Source organism: Massilia polaris, assembly GCF_012927275.1.
Classification (GTDB): domain Bacteria; phylum Pseudomonadota; class Gammaproteobacteria; order Burkholderiales; family Burkholderiaceae_D; genus Telluria_A; species Telluria_A polaris.
Genome location: NZ_JABBGG010000003.1, coordinates 142,318 through 161,168, shown reverse-complemented (window position 1 = coordinate 161,168; position 18,851 = coordinate 142,318). Strand labels below are relative to the sequence as shown.

Genomic DNA, 18,851 nt, shown 5'->3' with positions numbered 1-18,851 from the left:
AACAGAATATATATTTCCCAGTTGTAAAATTAGTATCGATACCCTGCGAAACTTGAATATAATCAAGCGCCTATCGCGCGTTCTTCATTTAGTCGCCTAACTTTACCTTTTGCCTGCATGCGTTTTTTCAAACAAGCGAAGAAGATTGAATCCTGGCTGTCATTTTCGCTGCGTGGCGATGGCATCGCCGCCGCCCGCATTTCGCGTGTTCCCGGTGCCCGTCCGGCGGTGGAGACATGTGTGTTTTACGCTGGCCGCCCCGACGCCGATCTGCTCGAGAAGGCAGGCCGCGAGTTGCGCGCCGCCACCTTCCACTGCACCACCGTCCTGTCCGGCGGCGAGTACCAGATGCTGGCCGGCGAGGCGCCGAACGTTCCCGCCGACGAACTCAAGACCGCGGTGCGCTGGCGCCTGAAGGACATGCTCGACTTCCACGTCGACGACGCCACCATCGACGTGCTCGATATCCCGGCCGACAAGAACGCCACAGTGCGCACCAACCACGGCATGTTCGCCGTCGCCGCGCGCAACAGCGTCATCGAAAAGCGCCAGGCCCTTTTTGCCACGGCCAAAGTGGGCCTGTCGGTGATCGATATTCCCGAAATGGCGCAGCGAAATATTTCGACCCTGGTAGAGCCCGAAGGCTGCGGCCTGGCGATGCTGTCGTTCGGCGCCGACGGCGGCTTGCTGACGGTGACCTTCACGGGCGAACTCTACCTGTCGCGCCGCATCGACGTCACGCTCGAGCAATTGCTCGACACCGACCACGACCGCAAGCACGCCAGCTTCGACAAGATCACGCTTGAGCTGCAACGCTCGCTCGATCACTTCGACCGCCAGTTCCATTTCATCAGCGTTTCCAAGCTTCTGCTCGCGCCGAGCGCAGTCACGGGCCTCGAGGAATACCTGTCGAGCAACCTGTACACGCCGGTCCAGACGATGGACCTGGGCGACGCGCTGGACATCAGCGGCGTGCCCGAACTGCTGGACAAAGCGGCGCAGCAGCGCTTCTTCTTCACCATCGGCGCGGCCTTGCGCCATGAGGAGACGCGGCTTTGAGCCAGCAGATAAACCTCTTCAACCCGGTCTTCCTCAAGCAGAAGAAGGTCTTCAGCAGCATTGCCATGGCCCAGGCGCTCGGCGTGCTGCTGTTCGGTTCGCTGGCGATGGTTGCGTACGGCAAGCATCACGTCAACGCGCGCGAGCAGGAAGCGATGGCGGTCAACGCCCAGCTGGTGCAGAAGCGGGCCCGCCAGGCCATGGTGAACGCCGAATTCGCGCCAAGGCCGCCGAGTAAAGAGCTGGAAGCTCAAATCGCTGAGGCGGAGGCGCAACTGCGTTCCTTGCGGCTGGTGTCGGGTGTACTCGAACGCGGAGAACTCGGCAACACGACCGGCTATTCCGAATACTACAAGGCACTGGCGCGCCAGAACATGAATGGGCTGTGGCTGACCGGTGTTTCGGTCGCCGGGACTGACATCGGCATCCGGGGCAGGGCGCTGGAAGGCAGCATGGTGCCGGGCTACATCAGTCGCCTGACGCGCGAGCCTGTGATGCAGGGCAAGTCGTTCTCCAGCCTCGAGATTGCCCAGGGCGAGATGAAAGACGAAGGCGGCAAGTCCAGCGCAGCACCGTTCGTCGAGTTCCGCCTTGAATCGGTCGTGCAGGAGGCCGCGCGATGACTGCACGCCTTGTCGCGCTCGGCAACAAGATCGATGCGCTCAGCCTGCGCGAGCGCGCGATGGTATTCGTGGCCGCGGCCGCGGCCATTTTGTTCGTCGTGTATTCCTTGATGCTGGGTCCCTTGTTCGCCAAGGAACAGGCACTGCGCACGCAGATCGCCCAGGTCCGCAACAACATCAGCGGCATCGACGGCGAGATCAGCGCCAAGCTGTCGGGTTTCTCGATGGATCCGGATGCGCCGAACCGCACGCGCCTGGCGGCAGTCAAGGCCGATATCGATTCGCTCGGCGGCAAGCTGCGCGCGCTCGAACAGGGCCTGGTTGCGCCCGAGAAGATCGCGCCGCTGCTGGAGGCCATTCTCGCAGCAAACGGACGATTGACGCTGGTGTCGATGAAGACCTTGCCGGCCACCGCCGTCGCCGAGGCCAGCTACAACCCGGCATCTGGCGCTGCGGCCACGGGCGGCGCTGCGCTGCTGTACCGCCACGCCGTCCAGGTCACGGTGCGCGGCAACTACCTCGACATGATCAACTACATGAACGCGCTCGAGACGATGCCGACCCAGTTGTTGTGGAGCAGCGCCGCGCTCGACGTCGAAGAGTACCCGAACTCGCGCCTGACCTTGACCTTGCACACGCTGAGCCTGGACCGGAAATGGATGAAGCTGTGAAAGCGATAGCCAGCATTTTCTTCATGGCAGCATGTACACTCACGGCAGGCGTTGTGTGCGCACAGGCATTGCAGGATCCGACACGCCCGCCGGCATCGCTGATGGCAAATGCCAAGGGGGCGACGGGAGGACCGGTGGCGCTGGAAGGCCCGCGCCTGCAGTCGATCCTGATCGCGCGCACGCCGGGCGGACGGCACGTGGCGGTGATCGACGGCGAGATGGTCCGGCTGGGCGACAACATCAAGGGCGCGCGCGTCGAACGCATGACGCAAACCGAGGTCGTGCTGTCGAAAGGCGGCAAGAAACAAGTGCTGAAATTGTTCCCGGCGGCAGCTGCTGGCGAGAACACGAAGTCCGTACAACAATAGCCACGCCATGAAGACAGACAGCATGCAAAAACTTCTCCTGATCGCCGCCGCCCTTGCCCTCGCTGGCTGCGGCACGCCGTCCGAGCGCGCGACCTACGACAGGATCAGCGCCGAGGTATCCGGCGCGGCCGCGAAGCCCGCCAGCGCGGCAAAGGTCGACGACGCCGTCTCGAACGCCTTGCTGCCGCCAGCCTCGGCGCTCGCCGCGCAGCTGCCGAAGGCGCGGCCGGCGCTGGAGGAGCGTTTCAACGTGTCCTTCAACAACGTACCTGCACAGCAGTTCTTCAATTCGCTGGTTGCCGGCACCCGCTTCAACATGCTGGTGCATCCGGAAGTGAGCGGCACGATCACGGCCAATTTGAAGGACGTGACAATGATCGAGGCGCTCGACGCCGTGCGCGAACTGTACGGTTACGAATACCAGATCCAGGGCACGCGCATTGCGATCAAGCCGTTGACGATGCAGACCAGAATGTTCCAGGTCAACTACCTGATTGGTTCGCGCAAGGGCGTGTCGAACCTGCGCGTGACGTCGACCTCGGTGGCGAACGCGGGCATCAGCAATAGCGGCGGCGACGGTACTGCATTGAACCAGAACAATCAGAACAATAATCAGGGCGATGCCAACGGCAACCGCTCGGCAGCGGACAGTTCCAGCGTCAACACTACGTCGGGCAACGACTTCTGGGTCGAGCTGAAGGCGGCCATCGAGGCCATCGTCGGGGAGTCGGAAAAAGGTGGCCGCAGCGTCGTGATCAGCCCGCAGTCGGGCGTGCTGGTGATCCGCGCGATGCCGGAAGAACTGCGCAATGTCGACCGCTACCTGAAGGCGACCCAGCTGTCGGTGGACCGCCAGGTCATTCTCGAGGCAAAGATCCTTGAAGTGGAACTGAACGACAGCTTCCAGAGCGGCATCAACTGGGCTTCGTTTGCCTCGTTCAAGAGCTCGCATGGCAACCGCGTGTCGACAGGCTATGTCGGCCCCGGTACGACGCTCGCTCCGTTGCCGTTCGGCGGCGGCCAGCCACCAACGATGTCGGACGCTACCGGCTTGCTGGCCTCGACCGGCTTTGCGCTGGCCAACGCCAGCAGCCTCGGCAGCTCGCTGTTCGGCCTGGCATTCCAGACCAATAATTTCGCCGCGCTGATCTCCTTCCTGGAGTCGCAGGGGACCGTCCACGTCCTGTCGAGCCCGCGTGTTGCGACCTTGAACAACCAGAAGGCAGTGCTGAAGATCGGCACCGACGAGTTCTATGTGACTGGCGTGACCACGACCACCAACACCAACACGACCGGAAATACCGTGACGCCGAGCGTGACTTTGCAGCCCTTCTTCTCGGGCGTGGTGCTGGACGTGACCCCGCAGATCGACGACAAGGGCAACATCATCCTGCACGTGCACCCATCGGTCAGCCAGGTCACCACTGTTACCAAGGCCATCAACCTGGGCAGCGCCGGCAACCTGAGCCTGCCGCTGGCGGCGTCCTCGACTTCCGAGATCGACAGCATGGTGCGCGGCCAGAACGGCCAGGTCGTCGCCATTGGGGGGCTGATGCGCCAGGCCTCGACCAACGACCGCTCGCAAGTGCCGGGCGCGGGCAACCTGCCGGTGATCGGCAACCTGTTCCGCAACAAGAATAATGTGAACCAGAAGCGTGAGCTGGTCGTGCTGATCAAGCCGACCATCGTCGAAGGCGGCGACAGCTGGAACCAGGACCTGCTCGACACCAGCCGCCGTATCCAGGACCTGGACCCGAACGCAGGAAGGCGCAAGTAATGTACACCGAGCACTTCGGCCTGCGCGAGGTTCCGTTCAGCATTACGCCGGATACGAGCTTCTTCTTTACCAGTCCGCACTCGCAGGAGGCGCTCAACACGCTGCTGGTCGCCGCCCGCAACGGCGACGGCTTCATCAAGATCACCGGCGAGGTCGGTACCGGCAAGACCCTGCTGTGCCGAAAGTTCATGGCCACGCTTGGCGACGACTTCGTTACCGCCTACATTCCCAACCCCTACCTCGAACCGCGCACCCTGATGCTTGCGCTGGCCGACGAGCTGTCGATCGAACTGGAGAAGGGCGTCGACCAGCACAAGCTGATCAAGGCGCTGATGATGCGCCTGATGGGCCTGGCCGTCGAAGGCAAGCGCGTGGTGCTGTGCCTCGATGAAGCGCAGGCGATTCCGGTGGTCAGCCTGGAGGCGCTGCGCCTTCTGACGAACCTGGAGACGGAAAAGCGCAAGCTGCTGCAAATCGTGCTGTTCGGCCAGCCCGAACTGAACCGCAAGCTGGAGCTCGACTCGGTGCGCCAGCTGGCCCAGCGCATTATTTTCCATTACCACCTTGGCCCGCTGCGCAAGGACGACCTCGATTACTACCTGGCGCACCGCCTGCGCGTTGCCGGCTTCGGCGGCTCCCGCCTGTTCAGCCGTGGCGCCGTGTCGAAACTGTATCGCGCCAGCGGCGGGATTCCGCGCCTGGTCAACATCCTTGCGCACAAGTCGCTGATGGTGGCGTACGGCCAGGGCAAGCAGGAAGTGACGCGCCAGCATGTATCGGTGGCCGCGCGCGACACGATCACCGCCAGGCGGCGCCTGTGGCCGTGGGCCGCGTCGTTTTCCGTGCTGGCGGCTGCCGGCGGGCTGGCCTGGGCGTTGACAAGTTGAGCCTCATTAACAAAATGCTGCAGGACCTGGACGCCCGCGGTTCCGCGCCGGGCGCCGCCGCGCCGGGCGCCGCCGCGCAGAGCAAGCTCAAATCGGTTTCCCATGGCCGCAACCCGCCGGTGGCCGCCATCGGCGTCGCCGCTGCCGTCGCGTTGATGCTGGCGGCTGGCGCCGGTTACTGGTGGTTGAAGCGGCCGGCAGCCGGCGCAGTCGCGAGCGCACCCGTAAAGATGGTGCAGCAGATGCCGCCCGAAGTGGTCGATGACGAAGCGCCGCCAATGCCGATAATCCAGGTCGAGCCGGCGCGCGCAACTGAGCCAGACCAGGAACCGGCGCCGCGGCCAGCGGTCCCACGACATGAAACGCCGAAGCGCGCCGTGCCGGTCGTGGCGGCGTCAACGCAGCTTGCCGAACCAGGCAGGCCGCAGCCGCCAACGGAAACCGGCCGCCAGATGACCCCGCGCCAGCGTGCCGAAAGCGAATACAACCGCGCGCTCGCCAGCTTGCAGGATGGCCGCGTCGGCGAGGCCATCGCAGGCTTCGAGCAGGCGATCAGCATCGAGCCGCGCCACGAGGCGGCGCGCCAGACGCTGGTCGGGCTGCTGGTGGAAGCGGGCCGCAAGGGTCCGGCGATGCGCGTGCTGCAAAACGGCCTGACGCTCGACCCGCGCCAGCCGGCGATGGCGATGCTGCTGGCGCGCTTGCAGATCGAGGGCGGTACCTCCGGCATCGATACACTGATGCGTACCTTGCCGTACGCGCAGGGCAATGGCGAATACTACGCCTTCCTCGCGGGCGCGCTGGCGCGCGACGACCGGCACCGCGAGGCGGCGGAACAATACCAGGCTGCACTGCGCAGCGCGCCGGGCAACGGCATCTGGTGGATGGGCCTGGGCATTTCCCTGCAGGCCGAGAAACGGACGGCGGAGGCCGTGGCAGCGTTTGAACGCGCCAGCCAGTCGACGAACCTGACCCCGCAGTTGCGAACATTTGTTGACCGCAAGCTGGAACTGCTGTCGCGCTAACCTTCTGGAGCAGATAGATATGCTTAAGTTATGTGGCTTCGCCGCGAGCAATTACTACAATAAAGTAAAGCTGGTACTGCTGGAAAAGAACGTCCCGTTCGAGGAGTGCGTTACCTTGGGTACGCCGAAGGCGGAGATCCTGGCCAAGTCGCCGCTCGGCAAGGTTCCGTATCTGGAAACGGAAGACGGCACCCTCGCGGAGTCGCAGGTGCTGGTCAACTACATCGAAGCGCGCTATCCGCAGCCGGCGCTGCTGCCGGCAGGACCATTCCGCGCCGCCAAGGTGCAGGAGCTGATCACCTTCATTGAACTGCACCTGGAACTGGTCGTGCGCGAATTGTACGGCGCGGCATTCTTCGGCGGCACCGTGTCCGACAGCACCAAGGAACGCGTCCGCAAGCAGTTGGCCAAGAATATTCCGGCGTTCGCGCAGCTGGCGAAATTCTCGCCGTACATCGCGGGTGAAGAATTCACGCTGGCGGACTGTGTGGCTGTTTGCCACCTGCCGCTGGCGATATCGGCGACCAAGAAGATATATGGCGAAGACCTGCTGGCCGTCTTGCCGGTCAAGGACTACCTGAAGCGCATGGCGGAACGGCCGTCGGTCGCCAAAATCAATGCCGACCGGGTGGCAGGCTTGCCTGAGTTCATGGCGTCGTTCGCGAAGTAATCAGACCGCGGCGGCGTCGCCCCAAATCTGGCGCATGCTGAACCGCAATCCGGCGCTGTCTTCGTGCAGCGCCCCGGCGATGGCGAAATGCGGCTCGCGCGTGCTGCGCTGTTCGAAGGGCAGGAACGGCACCCCCAAAGTGTCGCGCAAGGTATGGACCTGGATCGCGCCGTCCTCGCCTCGGCGCGATGACACCACCCCCGTTTCGCCGTTGGCCAGGCGGACCAGCGTGCCCGGCGGGTACTCGCCGATGTCCTGCTCGAACGCCGCCATCAGCCGCTGGTGGTTGCCATCGGCGCGTAGTTTCCTGAGTGCGTCGGGAGGCAGCAGGGACCGCCTGTAGTTGCGCGCCGAGACCATCGCACAGTAGCGGTCGGCCATGCCGATCAGCCTGGCCGCTTCCGGTATGTCGCCTGCCCGGCGTCCCTCTGGATAGCCGCTGCCATCGTCAAGCTCGTGATGAGCGAGCACGCAGGCGATCCACGCCTCATCGTCGACGCCGGCCCGGCGCAGCAGCTCCGCGCTTTCGGCCGGGTGGTGCAGGACCGCGCGGCGTTCCTCGTCGCTGAGCGCGCAATCCCGGAGCTGGAATGTTTCAACGAGCCGGACCATGCCGGCGTTCATCGTCAACGCGGCCGCGATGGTGGGGATGGCGGGCGCGACCAGCGCACAGATAATGGCAACCTCGACGCAGTGGCGAACCGCGTACGGGCCGGCAATCTGGTTCCGGTAAATGCTCGCAAGTGCAACGTCGGGCGATCTCTGCGCGGCCTCGAGGATGCCGCCGGCGATGGAGCGCAGCTCGGTGTCGGCACCGCCGTCAGCCCCCAGCGATACCAAGACCCGTTCGAGCCGATGCGCGAGCAGGTTCAGGCTGCGCAGGACCGAGGCCGGGGCGGCGGGAACGTGTTGCGTGGCTTCCAATTCTGCCATGACGGTCTCCCCACGGTGATCTTACAAGCTGGACAGGCGCTCCAACGCCAGCTGCAGCGTCTCGTCCTTTTTCGCGAAGCAGAAGCGCACGATGCCCGATTCCTGCGGCTGGCTGTAGAACGCCGAGACAGGGATTGCCGCGACCTTGATTTCTGTCGTCAGCCATTCGGAGAACGCCGCCTCATCCAGCCTGGAAATCGCGGCGTAACGCACGCACTGGAAGTAGGTGCCATCGGCAGGCAGCAGCGTAAAGCGCGACTTGGCCAGTCCTTCGCGGAACAGGTCGCGCTTGCGCTGGTAAAAGGAAGGCAACGCAAGATATGGCTTCGGATCGGCCATGTAGTTGGCAATGCCGTGCTGCATCGGCGTGTTGACCGTGAACACGTTGTACTGGTGCACCTTGCGGAACTCCGCCATCAACGCCTTCGGCGCCGCCACGTAGCCGACCTTCCAGCCGGTCACGTGATAGGTTTTACCGAAGCTGGAGATCACGAACGAGCGCGCGACCAGGTCCGCATGGCGGCATACCGATTCATGGCGCGCGCCGTCGAACACCATGTGCTCGTAGACCTCGTCGGACAACACAAGAATATCGGTGCCGTGAACGATGTCGGACAGCGCCTGCAGGTCGGACTCGCGCAGGATCGAGCCGGTCGGGTTGTGCGGCGAATTGATGATGATCAGGCGGGTGCGCGCTGTGACCGCCGCTGCAAGCTTGTGCCACGGCACGCTGTAGCCATCGGCGCCCAGTTCCATCGAGACCGCCACCGTCACGCCGCCCGCCAGCGTGATATTGGGCAGGTAGCAGTCGTAGGCAGGTTCGATGACGATCACTTCGTCGCCCGGATGCACGCAGCACAGGATGGCCGTCTGTACGGCCTGGCTGGCGCCGGAGGTGACGGTGATTTCAGTTGCGGCGTCGTAGGCGTGGCCGTACAGCGTCGCCACCTTGGCGGCGATCGCCTCGCGCAGGGCGGGCACGCCGGACATCATCGGATACTGGTTGTGGCCGGCCCGCATGGCGTCCGACACCATCTGCTGCAGTGCCGGGTCGGATGCGAAGTCGGGGAAGCCCTGGCCCAGGTTGACTGCGCTGTGCTCGACTGCCAGGGCCGACATGCGGGTGAAGACGGTGGTGCCGACGGCGGGGAGTTTGGTGCGCAGGGTAGGGCTGTTCATGATGCGTTGAAAGTTATTGAGCGACTTTTCATTCTAGCGCAGCTTCGGCAGCCCGTGCTTTGACCCATGCTTCCGGCAACATGATGCGGAACAAACCAGCTTGCGCGGTCTTGCGGGCCAGCTTCAGCAGGGCCTTGTCCTTGGTGATCAAAATCTCGGCGCTGGCGTCGCGCGCCACCTCGAGGAATTTCTGGTCATCCTTGTCGCTGCATACCGGCAGGCGGATCAGCTTTGGTTCGGGCGCGACCACCTTGACCAGCGAATCGAAGCGCTCGGCCGAACGCGGGCGGCTGGCCGCGTCGAGCGGCAGGTGAGGGTAGTGCAGCACGACGTGGTATTCGTCGCGGCAATCGAAACGCGTGACGACTTCGAGCGCGCCGCTTTCGATGTCGGCCAGCAGCGTGTTCCAGCGCGGGTCGTGGAACACGAACAGGTCGAGGCAGACGTTGGTATCGATGACGATGCGTTTCGCTGGAGCAGGTATCATGTCGGATTGTTTATCGTTTGATTGTTGAACTAATTCTATGCTGATTGTCTTGTCGCCCGCAAAATCGCTCGACCTCGAAACGCCTCCCACCACCAAGCTGCACACCACGCCTGACTTCCTGCACCGATCGCGCGAACTGATCGACGTGCTGCGCAGCTATTCGCCGGCGGACCTTGGCAGCCTGATGAGCATCTCGGACACGCTGTCGGCGCTCAACGTGGGCCGCTACGCGAGCTGGAATGCCGAACCGGCGGACGGGCGCCAGGCCATCATGACCTTCAACGGTGACGTCTACGACGGTTTCGACGCGCGCTCGCTCAAGCCCAAGCAGCTCGCGTACGCGCAATCGAAGCTGCGCATCCTGTCCGGCCTGTATGGCGTGCTGCGGCCGCTCGACCTGATCCAGCCGCACCGGCTCGAAATGGGCACGCGCCTGTCGACGCCCCACGGCAAGGACCTGTACGCATTCTGGGGCGAAACCGTCACCGGCAAGCTGAACGAACTGGCTGCGGAACAGGACGCGAAAGTGCTGGTGAACCTGGCGTCGGAGGAATACTTCAAGTCGGTCAAGCCGAAGCTGCTGTCGGTGCCGGTGATCACGCCGGTGTTCGAGGACTGGAAGAACGGACAGTACAAGATTATCTCGTTCTTTGCCAAGCGCGCCCGCGGCATGATGGCGCGCTACGCGGCGGTGAAGGGGATTGCCGACCCGCAAAAGCTCAAGCGCTTCGACGTGGACGGTTATGCGTTTGTGAAGGATGCGTCGAACGACAAGACCTGGGTGTTCCGCCGCAAAGTCGCCTGATTCCTCCTTGGGGGTCAGGTCTGGCAATCGGACATTGCGGAACTAAAATGTCCGATTGCCAGACCTGACCCCCAAGGGGAGCGGGCTAGATTATTTGCCGCCCCAGAATCTCCACCACTGCTTGCCTTGCGCGTTCGCGTTCAGGAAGCGGCTGCTCGGGAAACTCTTGACGAAGACGCGGCGCGCGTCGGCACGCATCTCAGGCATATTGAGCTTGTCGTAGTTCTGGACCATCAGCCACAGCGCTTCTTCGATCGCCGGGGCGTCCTGGTATTCCTGGACCGCTTTTTGCGCGCGGTTCAGCGAGGCGAGGTAGGCGCCGCGGCGGAAGTAGTAGTTGGCCACGTGCACTTCGTACTGTGCCATCGCGTTGACCAGGTACTTCATGCGCGCGATCGAGTCTGCCGCGTAGACACTGTTCGGGAATTTGTCGACCAGCGCCTTGAACGCGGCGAACGATTCGCGCGTCGCTTTCGGGTCGCGCTCGGTCGGGTCCTGGGTGTACAGCGAGCCGAGGAAACCGACCTGGTCGTTGAAGCTGATCAGGCCGCGCAGGTAGTACATGTAATCGACCGCGGCGTGATTCGGGTGCAGCTTGATGAAGCGCTCGACCGCCGCCAGCGCCTGGGCCTGGTCCTGGGTCTTGTAATGGGCGTACGCGATTTCCATCTGCGCCTGTGCGGCGTAGGTGCCGAACGGGTAGTTGGATTCGAGGCGTTCGAACAGCTTGATCGCACTCTCGTAATGACCGCCGGTCATTTCAGCGCGCGCCTCAGCGTATAATTTCTCTACCGACCAGTTTTTGGTCTCGTCGGTCTTTTCCGGCAACAAGCTGCAAGCCGACATACCAAGCAGAAGGAACGAAGCAACAACTACTTTCAATTTTTTTTGCATATCTTTTTGCAAGAATTATTCGAGTTTCAACGAAAGGCTGATTATAGCCGATGGGAATGCTGTGATATTAACTCCAACGCCGATTTCGGCGGATTTACCTGAAGACCCGGATTTTGACGATGAACTGGACGCTGAATTTGCGCCGGCACTCGCCGGATCCGACCTGTCCCCGATCACCCTGGAACTGGCGCCGGACGCATGCGGCCAGCGCCTCGACAAAGTCGTCGCCGGCCTGGTGCCGCAATATTCGCGCAGCCGCATCCAGCAATGGTTCGAAGGCGGGCACGTGCTCGTCGACGGCAAGCCGAAGCGCGGCAAGGATACCGCGTATGGCGATGAAACGGTCGTTATCCTGCCACAAAGCGCGCCGGAAGACCAAGCCTACGTAGCTGAAGCAATCGAGCTCGACATCGTGCACGAGGACGAGCACATCATCGTCATCAACAAGCCGGCCGGCCTGGTCGTGCATCCTGGCGCCGGCAACTGGTCGGGGACCTTGCTCAACGGCCTGCTGCACCACTGCCCGCAACTGGCGAATGTGCCGCGCGCCGGCATCGTGCACCGCCTCGACAAGGATACCAGCGGCCTGATGGTCGTCGGCAAGACGCTGGCGGCGCAGACCGACCTGGTGCGCCAGCTGCAGGCGCGCAGCGTCAAGCGCGAGTATTTCGCGCTGGTATGGGGCACGCCGCAGCTGTCCGGCACCATCGACGCGTCGATGGGTCGCCACCCGAAAGACCGCGTCAAGATGGCGGTGTCGACCAACTTCTCGGCCAAGCCGGCCATCACGCATTACGAGCGCCTTTCCAGCGGCGTGCTGGAAGGCCGTCCGGTCAGCCTGGTGCAGTGCCAGCTCGAAACGGGGCGTACCCACCAGATCCGCGTGCACATGATGTCGATCGGCTTCGCGCTGGTCGGCGACACGGTGTACGGCAAGCAGCACCTGGCGCCGTTCTTCCACCGCCAGGCGCTGCAGGCGCGCCGCCTCGGGCTGGTGCATCCCGGCACCGGCGATGACTGCGAGTGGATCGTGCCGCTGGCGGGCGACTTCGCCGAGCTGATTGCAAGGTGCGGTATCCCGGAACCTGAAGCGGCATGACGCAAGCGCAATTCATCACGCCGGACTGGCCAGACGCCCCCGCCAACATCGGGGCGATGGCCACGCTGCGCGGCGGCGGCGTCAGCACCGGGCCTTACGACGACGGGCGCGGTGGCTGCGGGCTGAACCTTGGCCTGCATTGCGGCGACGATGCCGAAGCCGTGCGCGAGAACCGGGCGCTGCTGCAGTCGCTGCTGCCGGCAACGCCTGCCTGGACGTCGCAGGTCCACGGTATCGCAGTGGCCGACTCGGCCACCGTGATCCCCGGCGCGCCGGTGCAGGTGGCTGATGCCGGCGTGTCCGATCGCCCCGGCGTGGTGTGCGCGGTGATGACCGCCGACTGCCTGCCGGTGCTGTTTGCCGACCTCGAAGGAAAAGTGGTTGGCGCAGCGCATGCGGGCTGGCGTGGGCTTGCTGCGGGCGTGCTGGCTGAAACCGTGGCGGCGATGCGCGCGCGCGGCGCCGGCGAGATCACCGCGTGGCTGGGGCCGGCCATCGGGCCGCAAGCGTTTGAAGTCGGCGCCGATGTGCTGGAGAGTTTTGTGGCAGGCGCACATGGCGATGCCGAAGCGCATCAGGTGAGGGCGGCTTTCGCTCCGTATCCTGGCCATGAGGGCAAGTACCTGGCGGACATCTATTCGCTGGCGCGGCTGTTCCTGGCGCGCGATGGCGTTACCCGGGCTTCAGGCGGAACCCACTGTACATTTACCGAACGCGACAGTTTCTATTCGTACCGCCGCGACCACCTGACAGGCCGTCAGGCGAGTTTGATCTGGCTCAAGTAGGACAAGCGGGCTTGGCCAATACTGCCAACTCAGCAAGTCCCGCCGCCGTCGCAGCCACCCGAACCGCCGTCACTGCCGCCATCGCCGAGTGCAGCGGGCGCTGCGACGGGCGCCGCCGCAGCGCTGCGTGCGGCCTTCATCTCGGCCTTGCGCATCCGGCGCCGGGAGCCTGTAAGATAGTAGAGTATTGACAATGGCAGCACGCAGTAGCCGAGGAAGGTCATGACGCCGGCGACGATGGAGGTTTCCGTCAGCGACATCAGCGCGACCACGTAAATCCATGCTATTGCGACGATCAACATAGGTTTTCCTTATTCGAAACACGATTTTAACAATGGATACCCACATGAATATGCCCGATCCGCAAGCGATGGCCTCGGCCTGGATGACGCAGTTCGCCAATCCGCAAGGATGGCAATCATGGTTCAAGCTGCCCGAGCAAAGCGCCAATCCGTTGGCTGGCATGATGAAGGATGCCGGCGTTTCGATCAAGCCAGCCAAACTGGATGAGATCCGCGCCGACTACATGCAGAAAGCCGGCGCGCTGTGGCAGGATTTTATCGCCTCGCGCAAGCCGGCGCTGTCGGACCGCCGTTTTTCTGCCCCTGAATGGCAGTCCAACCCGCTGAACGCGTTCCACGCCGCATCCTACCTGCTGCATGGCGAGTTCCTGGTGGCGCTGGCCGAAGCGGTCGACGCGCCCCCGCGCGAACTCCAGAAAATCCGCTTTGCCGTCCAGCAGATGGTCGATGCGATGTCGCCCGCTAACTACCTTGCGACAAATCCTGAAGCGCAGCAAAAGCTGATCGACACCAAGGGCGAGAGCCTGACCAAGGGCCTGGCCAACATGCTGGCCGATATGCAGAAGGGCCGCATTTCTCAATCCGACGAGTCCGCCTTCGAGGTCGGCCGCAATGTCGCCACCGCGCCGGGCCAGGTGGTCTTCGAGAACGAACTGTTCCAGCTGATCCAGTACGATCCAGTCACGCCGACGGTCCACCAAACGCCGCTGCTGATCGTGCCACCTTGCATCAACAAGTTCTACATCCTCGACCTGCAGCCTGAAAACTCGGTGGTGCGCTACGCGGTGGAGCAGGGCAATACCGTGATGCTGATGTCGTGGCGCAATCCTGGCAAGGACCTGGGCTCGCTGACCTGGGACGATTACGTCGAGACCGGCGCGATCAAGGCGATTGAAGTGACCCGCGCGATCAGCGGCCTGGACAAGATCAACGCCTTCGGCTTCTGCGTCGGCGGCACCATCGTCGCCAGCGCGCTTGCCGTGCTGGCGGGCCGCGGCGACCAGGCCGCATCCAGCGTTACCCTGCTGACGACCTTGCTGGATTTCAAGGACACCGGCGTGCTGGACGTCTTTATCGACCAGGCCCAGGTAGCGATGCGCGAACAGGCGCTGGGCCAGGGCGGGCTGATGCCGGGCCGCGACCTGGCCACGACCTTCTCCGCACTGCGTCCAAACGACCTGGTATGGAACTACGTCCAGTCGAATTACCTGAAGGGCAACGAACCACCCGCGTTCGACCTGCTGTACTGGAACGCCGACAGCACCAACCTGCCGGGCCCGATGTTTTGCTGGTACCTCCGCAATATGTATCTGGAAAACAACTTGCGCGAAGGCGGTAAACTGACGGTCGCCGGGGTGCCGGTCCACCTCGGCAGCATCGACGCGCCCGTGTTCCTGTTCGGTTCGAAGGAAGACCACATCGTGCCGTGGACCGCGGCGTTCGAGTCGATGTCGCTGCTCAATCCGAAGAAGCCGAAGGCAAACCGCTTCGTGCTGGGCGCGTCCGGCCATATCGCCGGGGTGATCAATCCGGCATCGAAGGGAAAACGCAGCTACTGGCTCAACGACGGCAACGGCAAGGCGCGGCCGAAGACGGCAGCCGCCTGGATCGAAGGCTCCACCGAGCACAAGGGAAGCTGGTGGGGCGAGTGGGCCAAGTTCCTCGCGGACAATGGCGGCAAGGACATCAAGGCCCCGGCCAAGCCCGGCAATGCACAGTTCCGGCCGATCGAACCGGCGCCCGGCCGCTATGTCAAAGTGCGTGGCGACTGACGTTGAACACCCGGCAACGTTAGTTGCCGGGTATTTACGCTTAGTATGCAGTGCAATAATTACTGCAGCCCTTCCTGTAAAGTGGTATTTTCCTGTTCAAGCACTTTATAATGCCCGGAGTAGGCTTGACAGGAGGGCGGACCGAAGTCCGCCTTTTTTTCGTAATTATTCAAATGCGCTGCGGCGCAATAGTGGAAACCTGAGATGAGTAGTGCAAAAAAGAGCGCTGAACGCCTGATCAAGAAGTACCCTAACCGTCGCCTGTATGACACCCAGACGAGTTCGTACATCACTTTGTCAGACGTTAAACAACTGGTGCTGGATGGAGACGAGTTTGCCGTTGTCGATGCGAAGACCAGCGATGACCTGACCCGCAGCATCCTGCTGCAGATCATCCTGGAAGAGGAAGCGAACGGCGCACCGATGTTCACGAGCGTGGTGCTTTCGCAGATCATCCGTTATTACGGCCATGCGATGCAAGGCATGATGGGTTCCTACCTGGAAAAGAACGTCCAGGCGTTTACCGACATCCAGAACAAGTTCACCAGCGGCACGGCGGGCTCGTTCGAAGGCAAGCCCTTCAGCCCGGAAATGTGGACCCAGTTCATGAATGTCCAGGGACCGATGATGCAAGGCATGATGAACAACTACATCGACCAGAGCAAAAACCTGTTCGTGCAGATGCAGGAACAGATGCAATCGCAGAGCAAGACCATGTTCGGCGCGTTCCCATTCGTACCAGTCGATAAGAAGTAAGCAACATCAAGGGCTGCGCCGGAGCCACGCCATAGCGTCTCCGGCGTACATCGCCCAACATCGAGGCATTGCAGTGCGGTACAATAGCCGATTCCCCTGCAATTTCCTCGCTCCCCCATGTCCGAACTCCGCCGTATCCCCGTTCCCGCAAAAGACCCTGTGACCGGCATTCCCGCCGCCGCACCCAAGGTAGGTTTCGTCTCGCTCGGCTGCCCGAAGGCGCTGGTCGATTCCGAACAGATCCTGACCCAGCTGCGCGCCGAAGGCTACGACACGGCCAAGACGTACGAGGGCGCCGACCTTGTCATCGTCAACACCTGCGGCTTCATCGACGCCGCGGTGCAGGAGTCGCTCGACGCGATCGGCGAAGCGATCGCCGCCAACGGCAAGGTCATCGTGACCGGCTGCCTGGGCGCCAAGAAGGATGCGGCCGGCGACGACATCATCATGAAGATCCACCCGAAGGTACTGGCCGTTACCGGCCCGCACGCGGTCGGCGAAGTCATGAACTCGGTCCACCTGCACCTGCCGAAGCCGCATGAGCCGTTCTTCGACCTGGTGCCGGCGCAGGGCATCAAGCTGACGCCGAAGCACTACGCCTACCTGAAAATTTCCGAAGGCTGCAACCACCGCTGCAGCTTCTGCATCATCCCGTCGATGCGCGGCGACCTCGTATCGCGCCCGATCGCCGACCTGATGCTCGAAGCCGAGAACCTGTTCAAGGCCGGCGTCAAGGAACTGCTGGTCATCTCGCAGGACACCAGCGCCTATGGCGTCGACGTCAAGTTCCGCTCCGGCTTCTGGAACGGCCGCCCGGTCAAGACCCACATGACGCAGCTGGTCGAAGCGCTCGGCCAGCTGGCCAGGCAATACGGCGCGTGGGTGCGCCTGCACTACGTGTACCCGTACCCGCACGTCGACCAGGTTATCCCGATGATGACCGGCGAGAACATCCTGCCCTACCTCGACATCCCGCTGCAGCACGCGCACCCGGACGTCCTGAAGCGCATGAAGCGCCCGGCCAGCGGCGAGAAGAACCTCGACCGCATCCAGGCATGGCGCGCGATGAACCCGGATCTCGTGATCCGTTCGACCTTCATCGCCGGCTTCCCCGGCGAGACCGAGGAAGAATTCGAATACCTGCTCGACTTCCTGAAGGAAGCGCAGATCGACCGTCTGGGCTGCTTTGCCTACTCGCCGGTCGAAGGCGCGACCGCCAACGAGATCGCCAACCCGGTGCCGGAAGAAGTGCGCGAGGAGCGCCGTGCGCGCGTGATGCTGCTGCAGGAAGAGATTTCGGCCAAGCGGCTGCAGGCCAAGATCGGCAAGACCGTGCGCGTGCTGATCGACGAAGTCGGCGCCAAGGAAGCGATCGGCCGTTCGGCTGCGGATGCGCCGGAAATCGACGGCGTGGTGCACATCAAGCGTTCGCTGGTGCCCGGCAAGAAGCTGGTGGTTGGCGAGTTTGCCGATGTTGTGATCACCAGCGCCGACGCGCATGACCTGTGGGCGTCGGTCGCTTAAGCTAACTTGATTCACGGCGGATAAGCGAAGGCTCGGCGCCCCCGCACATCCGCCGAACTACGCCACGGCCATGAAAAAAACCCTCCAGACCTCGATCATCCACCCGGCGTACACCGCCCCTGACGGCTTCGACGCCTATCCCCCGGCGATCCACCACGCCTCGACGGTCCTGTTCAAAGACGTCGCCGCCATGCGCTCGGGCGAGTGGAAAAACAAAAACGCCTACAACTACGGCCTGCACGGCACGCCCACCACCTTCACGCTCGAAGCGCGCCTGGCCGAACTGGAAGGCGGCACCCACTGCCTGCTGGCGCCGAGCGGCCTGGCCGCCATCGCGATGGTCGACTTCGCGCTGCTGAAAACCGGCGACGACGTCCTGCTGCCCGAGAACGTCTACAACCCGAACCGCGAACTGGGCAAGTGGCTGGCCAACGACTTCGGCATCACCGCGCGCTACTACGACCCGCTGGTCGGCGCCGGCATCGCCGGCCTGATCCAGCCGAACACAAAGTTGATCTGGACCGAAGCCCCCGGTTCCGTCTCGATGGAAGTGCCCGACCTGCCGGCCATCTGCGAAGCTGCGCACGCGCGCGGCGTGCTGGTCGCGCTGGACAACACCTGGTCTGCCGGCCTCGCGCTGCGCGGGTTCGACATGGGCGTGGACATCGTGATGCAGGCGCTGACCAAGTACCAGTCGGGTGGCTCGGATGTGTTGATGGGCGCCCTGGTGACGCGCGACGCCGCCCTGAACGACCGCCTCGCGTTGGCGCATATGCGCCTGGGCATGGGCGTCAGCGCGGACGACGCCTTCCTCGTGATGCGCGGGCTGCCGAGCATGAAGCTGCGCTTCGAGGCGCATGACGCCAGCGCGCGCACGGTCGCGGCCTGGCTCAAGGCGCGTCCGGAAATCACCAAAGTGCTGCACCCGGCATTCGAAGACTGCCCGGGGCACGAGACGTGGAAGCGCGATTTCACCGGCGCGGGCGGCTTGTTCTCGGTGCTGTTCGATGTGCGCTACAGCGAAGCGCAGACCGACCGCTTCATCGACAGCCTGGAACTGTTCGGCCTTGGCTACAGCTGGGGCGGCGCGAACAGCCTGGTGATGCCTTACCGGATCCAGCACATGCGCCGCGACTGGCAGGACGGCGGCACGCTGGTCCGCTTCAACATCGGCCTGGAGGACAGCGCCGACCTGATCGCCGACATCGAACGCGCGCTGGCGACGCTGTAGGCGG

20 protein-coding genes are annotated in these 18,851 nt (G+C 63.3%); 15 read left to right on the top strand and 5 right to left on the bottom strand.

Translation table 11 applies throughout. The features are described from left to right. The first annotated feature begins 240 nt into the window (after positions 1 to 240). The 8 genes from pilM to HHL21_RS07000 all read left to right on the top strand — a co-directional run bounded on the left by pilM (position 241) and on the right by HHL21_RS07000 (position 7,080). Entirely contained in the window at positions 241 to 1,059 is an 819-nt protein-coding gene (gene pilM / locus HHL21_RS07035; RefSeq protein WP_370659679.1) for a type IV pilus biogenesis protein PilM, read from the top strand. Further along, complete coding sequence (locus tag HHL21_RS07030) at positions 1,056 to 1,682, top strand: PilN domain-containing protein (protein ID WP_169464556.1); 627 nt, start codon at positions 1,056 to 1,058, stop codon at positions 1,680 to 1,682. The genes pilM and HHL21_RS07030 overlap by 4 nt, the downstream gene beginning before the upstream one ends. Beyond that, positions 1,679 to 2,353: a hypothetical protein gene (locus HHL21_RS07025; RefSeq protein WP_169464555.1), complete on the top strand. Its 675-nt coding sequence runs from the start codon at positions 1,679 to 1,681 to the stop codon at positions 2,351 to 2,353. Before HHL21_RS07030 ends, HHL21_RS07025 begins: the two co-directional genes overlap by 4 nt. 101 nt (positions 2,354 to 2,454) lie before the next feature. Then, a complete protein-coding gene (locus HHL21_RS07020; RefSeq protein ID WP_229496156.1) occupies positions 2,455 to 2,721 on the top strand; it encodes a hypothetical protein in 267 nt (88 codons plus the stop codon). Between the two features lie 22 nt (positions 2,722 to 2,743). Beyond that, positions 2,744 to 4,498, top strand: coding sequence for a pilus (MSHA type) biogenesis protein MshL (gene mshL / locus HHL21_RS07015; RefSeq protein ID WP_169464553.1), 1,755 nt, complete (start codon positions 2,744 to 2,746; stop codon positions 4,496 to 4,498). After that, on the top strand, positions 4,498 to 5,385 hold the full coding sequence (locus HHL21_RS07010; protein WP_169464552.1) for an ExeA family protein: 888 nt from the start codon (positions 4,498 to 4,500) through the stop codon (positions 5,383 to 5,385). The genes mshL and HHL21_RS07010 overlap by 1 nt, the downstream gene beginning before the upstream one ends. Then, positions 5,382 to 6,410 (top strand): tetratricopeptide repeat protein, encoded by a 1,029-nt coding sequence (locus tag HHL21_RS07005; RefSeq protein ID WP_169464551.1) that lies wholly within the window; start codon positions 5,382 to 5,384, stop codon positions 6,408 to 6,410. The genes HHL21_RS07010 and HHL21_RS07005 overlap by 4 nt, the downstream gene beginning before the upstream one ends. 19 nt (positions 6,411 to 6,429) lie before the next feature. Beyond that, entirely contained in the window at positions 6,430 to 7,080 is a 651-nt protein-coding gene (locus tag HHL21_RS07000; RefSeq protein ID WP_169464550.1) for a glutathione S-transferase family protein, read from the top strand. Here the strand turns inward: HHL21_RS07000 and HHL21_RS06995 are convergent, their stop codons facing one another. Genes HHL21_RS06995 through HHL21_RS06985 form a run of 3 tightly spaced genes read right to left on the bottom strand, consistent with a single transcriptional unit; the run spans position 7,081 to position 9,679 of the window. Further along, positions 7,081 to 8,013: an HD-GYP domain-containing protein gene (locus tag HHL21_RS06995; RefSeq protein ID WP_169464549.1), complete on the bottom strand. Its 933-nt coding sequence runs from the start codon at positions 8,011 to 8,013 to the stop codon at positions 7,081 to 7,083. Positions 8,014 to 8,034: 21 nt separating this feature from the next. Beyond that, the gene (locus tag HHL21_RS06990) at positions 8,035 to 9,192 is read right to left on the bottom strand and encodes a pyridoxal phosphate-dependent aminotransferase (RefSeq protein ID WP_169464548.1); all 1,158 of its coding nucleotides are present in this window, start codon (positions 9,190 to 9,192) and stop codon (positions 8,035 to 8,037) included. Positions 9,193 to 9,220: 28 nt separating this feature from the next. Further along, positions 9,221 to 9,679, bottom strand: coding sequence for a putative toxin-antitoxin system toxin component, PIN family (locus HHL21_RS06985; RefSeq protein WP_169464547.1), 459 nt, complete (start codon positions 9,677 to 9,679; stop codon positions 9,221 to 9,223). 37 nt (positions 9,680 to 9,716) lie between these two features. Between HHL21_RS06985 and yaaA the strand changes: the two genes are divergently transcribed. After that, positions 9,717 to 10,484, top strand: coding sequence for a peroxide stress protein YaaA (yaaA, locus tag HHL21_RS06980; protein ID WP_169464546.1), 768 nt, complete (start codon positions 9,717 to 9,719; stop codon positions 10,482 to 10,484). Positions 10,485 to 10,574: 90 nt separating this feature from the next. On the opposite strand, the gene HHL21_RS06975 is transcribed toward yaaA, so the two are convergent. Next, entirely contained in the window at positions 10,575 to 11,378 is an 804-nt protein-coding gene (locus HHL21_RS06975; RefSeq protein WP_169464545.1) for an outer membrane protein assembly factor BamD, read from the bottom strand. A gap of 61 nt (positions 11,379 to 11,439) precedes the next feature. On the opposite strand from HHL21_RS06975, the gene HHL21_RS06970 reads away from it, so the two are divergent. Together HHL21_RS06970 and pgeF are read left to right on the top strand one after the other, a co-directional pair. Beyond that, entirely contained in the window at positions 11,440 to 12,477 is a 1,038-nt protein-coding gene (locus HHL21_RS06970; RefSeq protein WP_169464544.1) for an RluA family pseudouridine synthase, read from the top strand. Further along, positions 12,474 to 13,262 (top strand): peptidoglycan editing factor PgeF, encoded by a 789-nt coding sequence (gene pgeF, locus HHL21_RS06965; protein ID WP_169464543.1) that lies wholly within the window; start codon positions 12,474 to 12,476, stop codon positions 13,260 to 13,262. Before HHL21_RS06970 ends, pgeF begins: the two co-directional genes overlap by 4 nt. A gap of 29 nt (positions 13,263 to 13,291) precedes the next feature. Here the strand turns inward: pgeF and HHL21_RS06960 are convergent, their stop codons facing one another. Beyond that, positions 13,292 to 13,564, bottom strand: coding sequence for a hypothetical protein (locus tag HHL21_RS06960; RefSeq protein WP_169464542.1), 273 nt, complete (start codon positions 13,562 to 13,564; stop codon positions 13,292 to 13,294). Positions 13,565 to 13,608: 44 nt separating this feature from the next. On the opposite strand from HHL21_RS06960, the gene phaC reads away from it, so the two are divergent. The 4 genes from phaC (at position 13,609) to HHL21_RS06940 (ending at position 18,847) form a co-directional block, all read left to right on the top strand. Beyond that, a complete protein-coding gene (gene phaC, locus HHL21_RS06955; protein ID WP_169464541.1) occupies positions 13,609 to 15,336 on the top strand; it encodes a class I poly(R)-hydroxyalkanoic acid synthase in 1,728 nt (575 codons plus the stop codon). 204 nt (positions 15,337 to 15,540) lie between these two features. After that, positions 15,541 to 16,092, top strand: coding sequence for a polyhydroxyalkanoate synthesis repressor PhaR (phaR, locus tag HHL21_RS06950; RefSeq protein WP_169464540.1), 552 nt, complete (start codon positions 15,541 to 15,543; stop codon positions 16,090 to 16,092). 117 nt (positions 16,093 to 16,209) lie between these two features. Continuing rightward, entirely contained in the window at positions 16,210 to 17,616 is a 1,407-nt protein-coding gene (gene rimO, locus HHL21_RS06945; RefSeq protein ID WP_169464539.1) for a 30S ribosomal protein S12 methylthiotransferase RimO, read from the top strand. A 70-nt stretch (positions 17,617 to 17,686) separates the two neighbouring features. Continuing rightward, complete coding sequence (locus HHL21_RS06940) at positions 17,687 to 18,847, top strand: cystathionine beta-lyase (protein ID WP_169464538.1); 1,161 nt, start codon at positions 17,687 to 17,689, stop codon at positions 18,845 to 18,847. Positions 18,848 to 18,851: the final 4 nt, after the last annotated feature.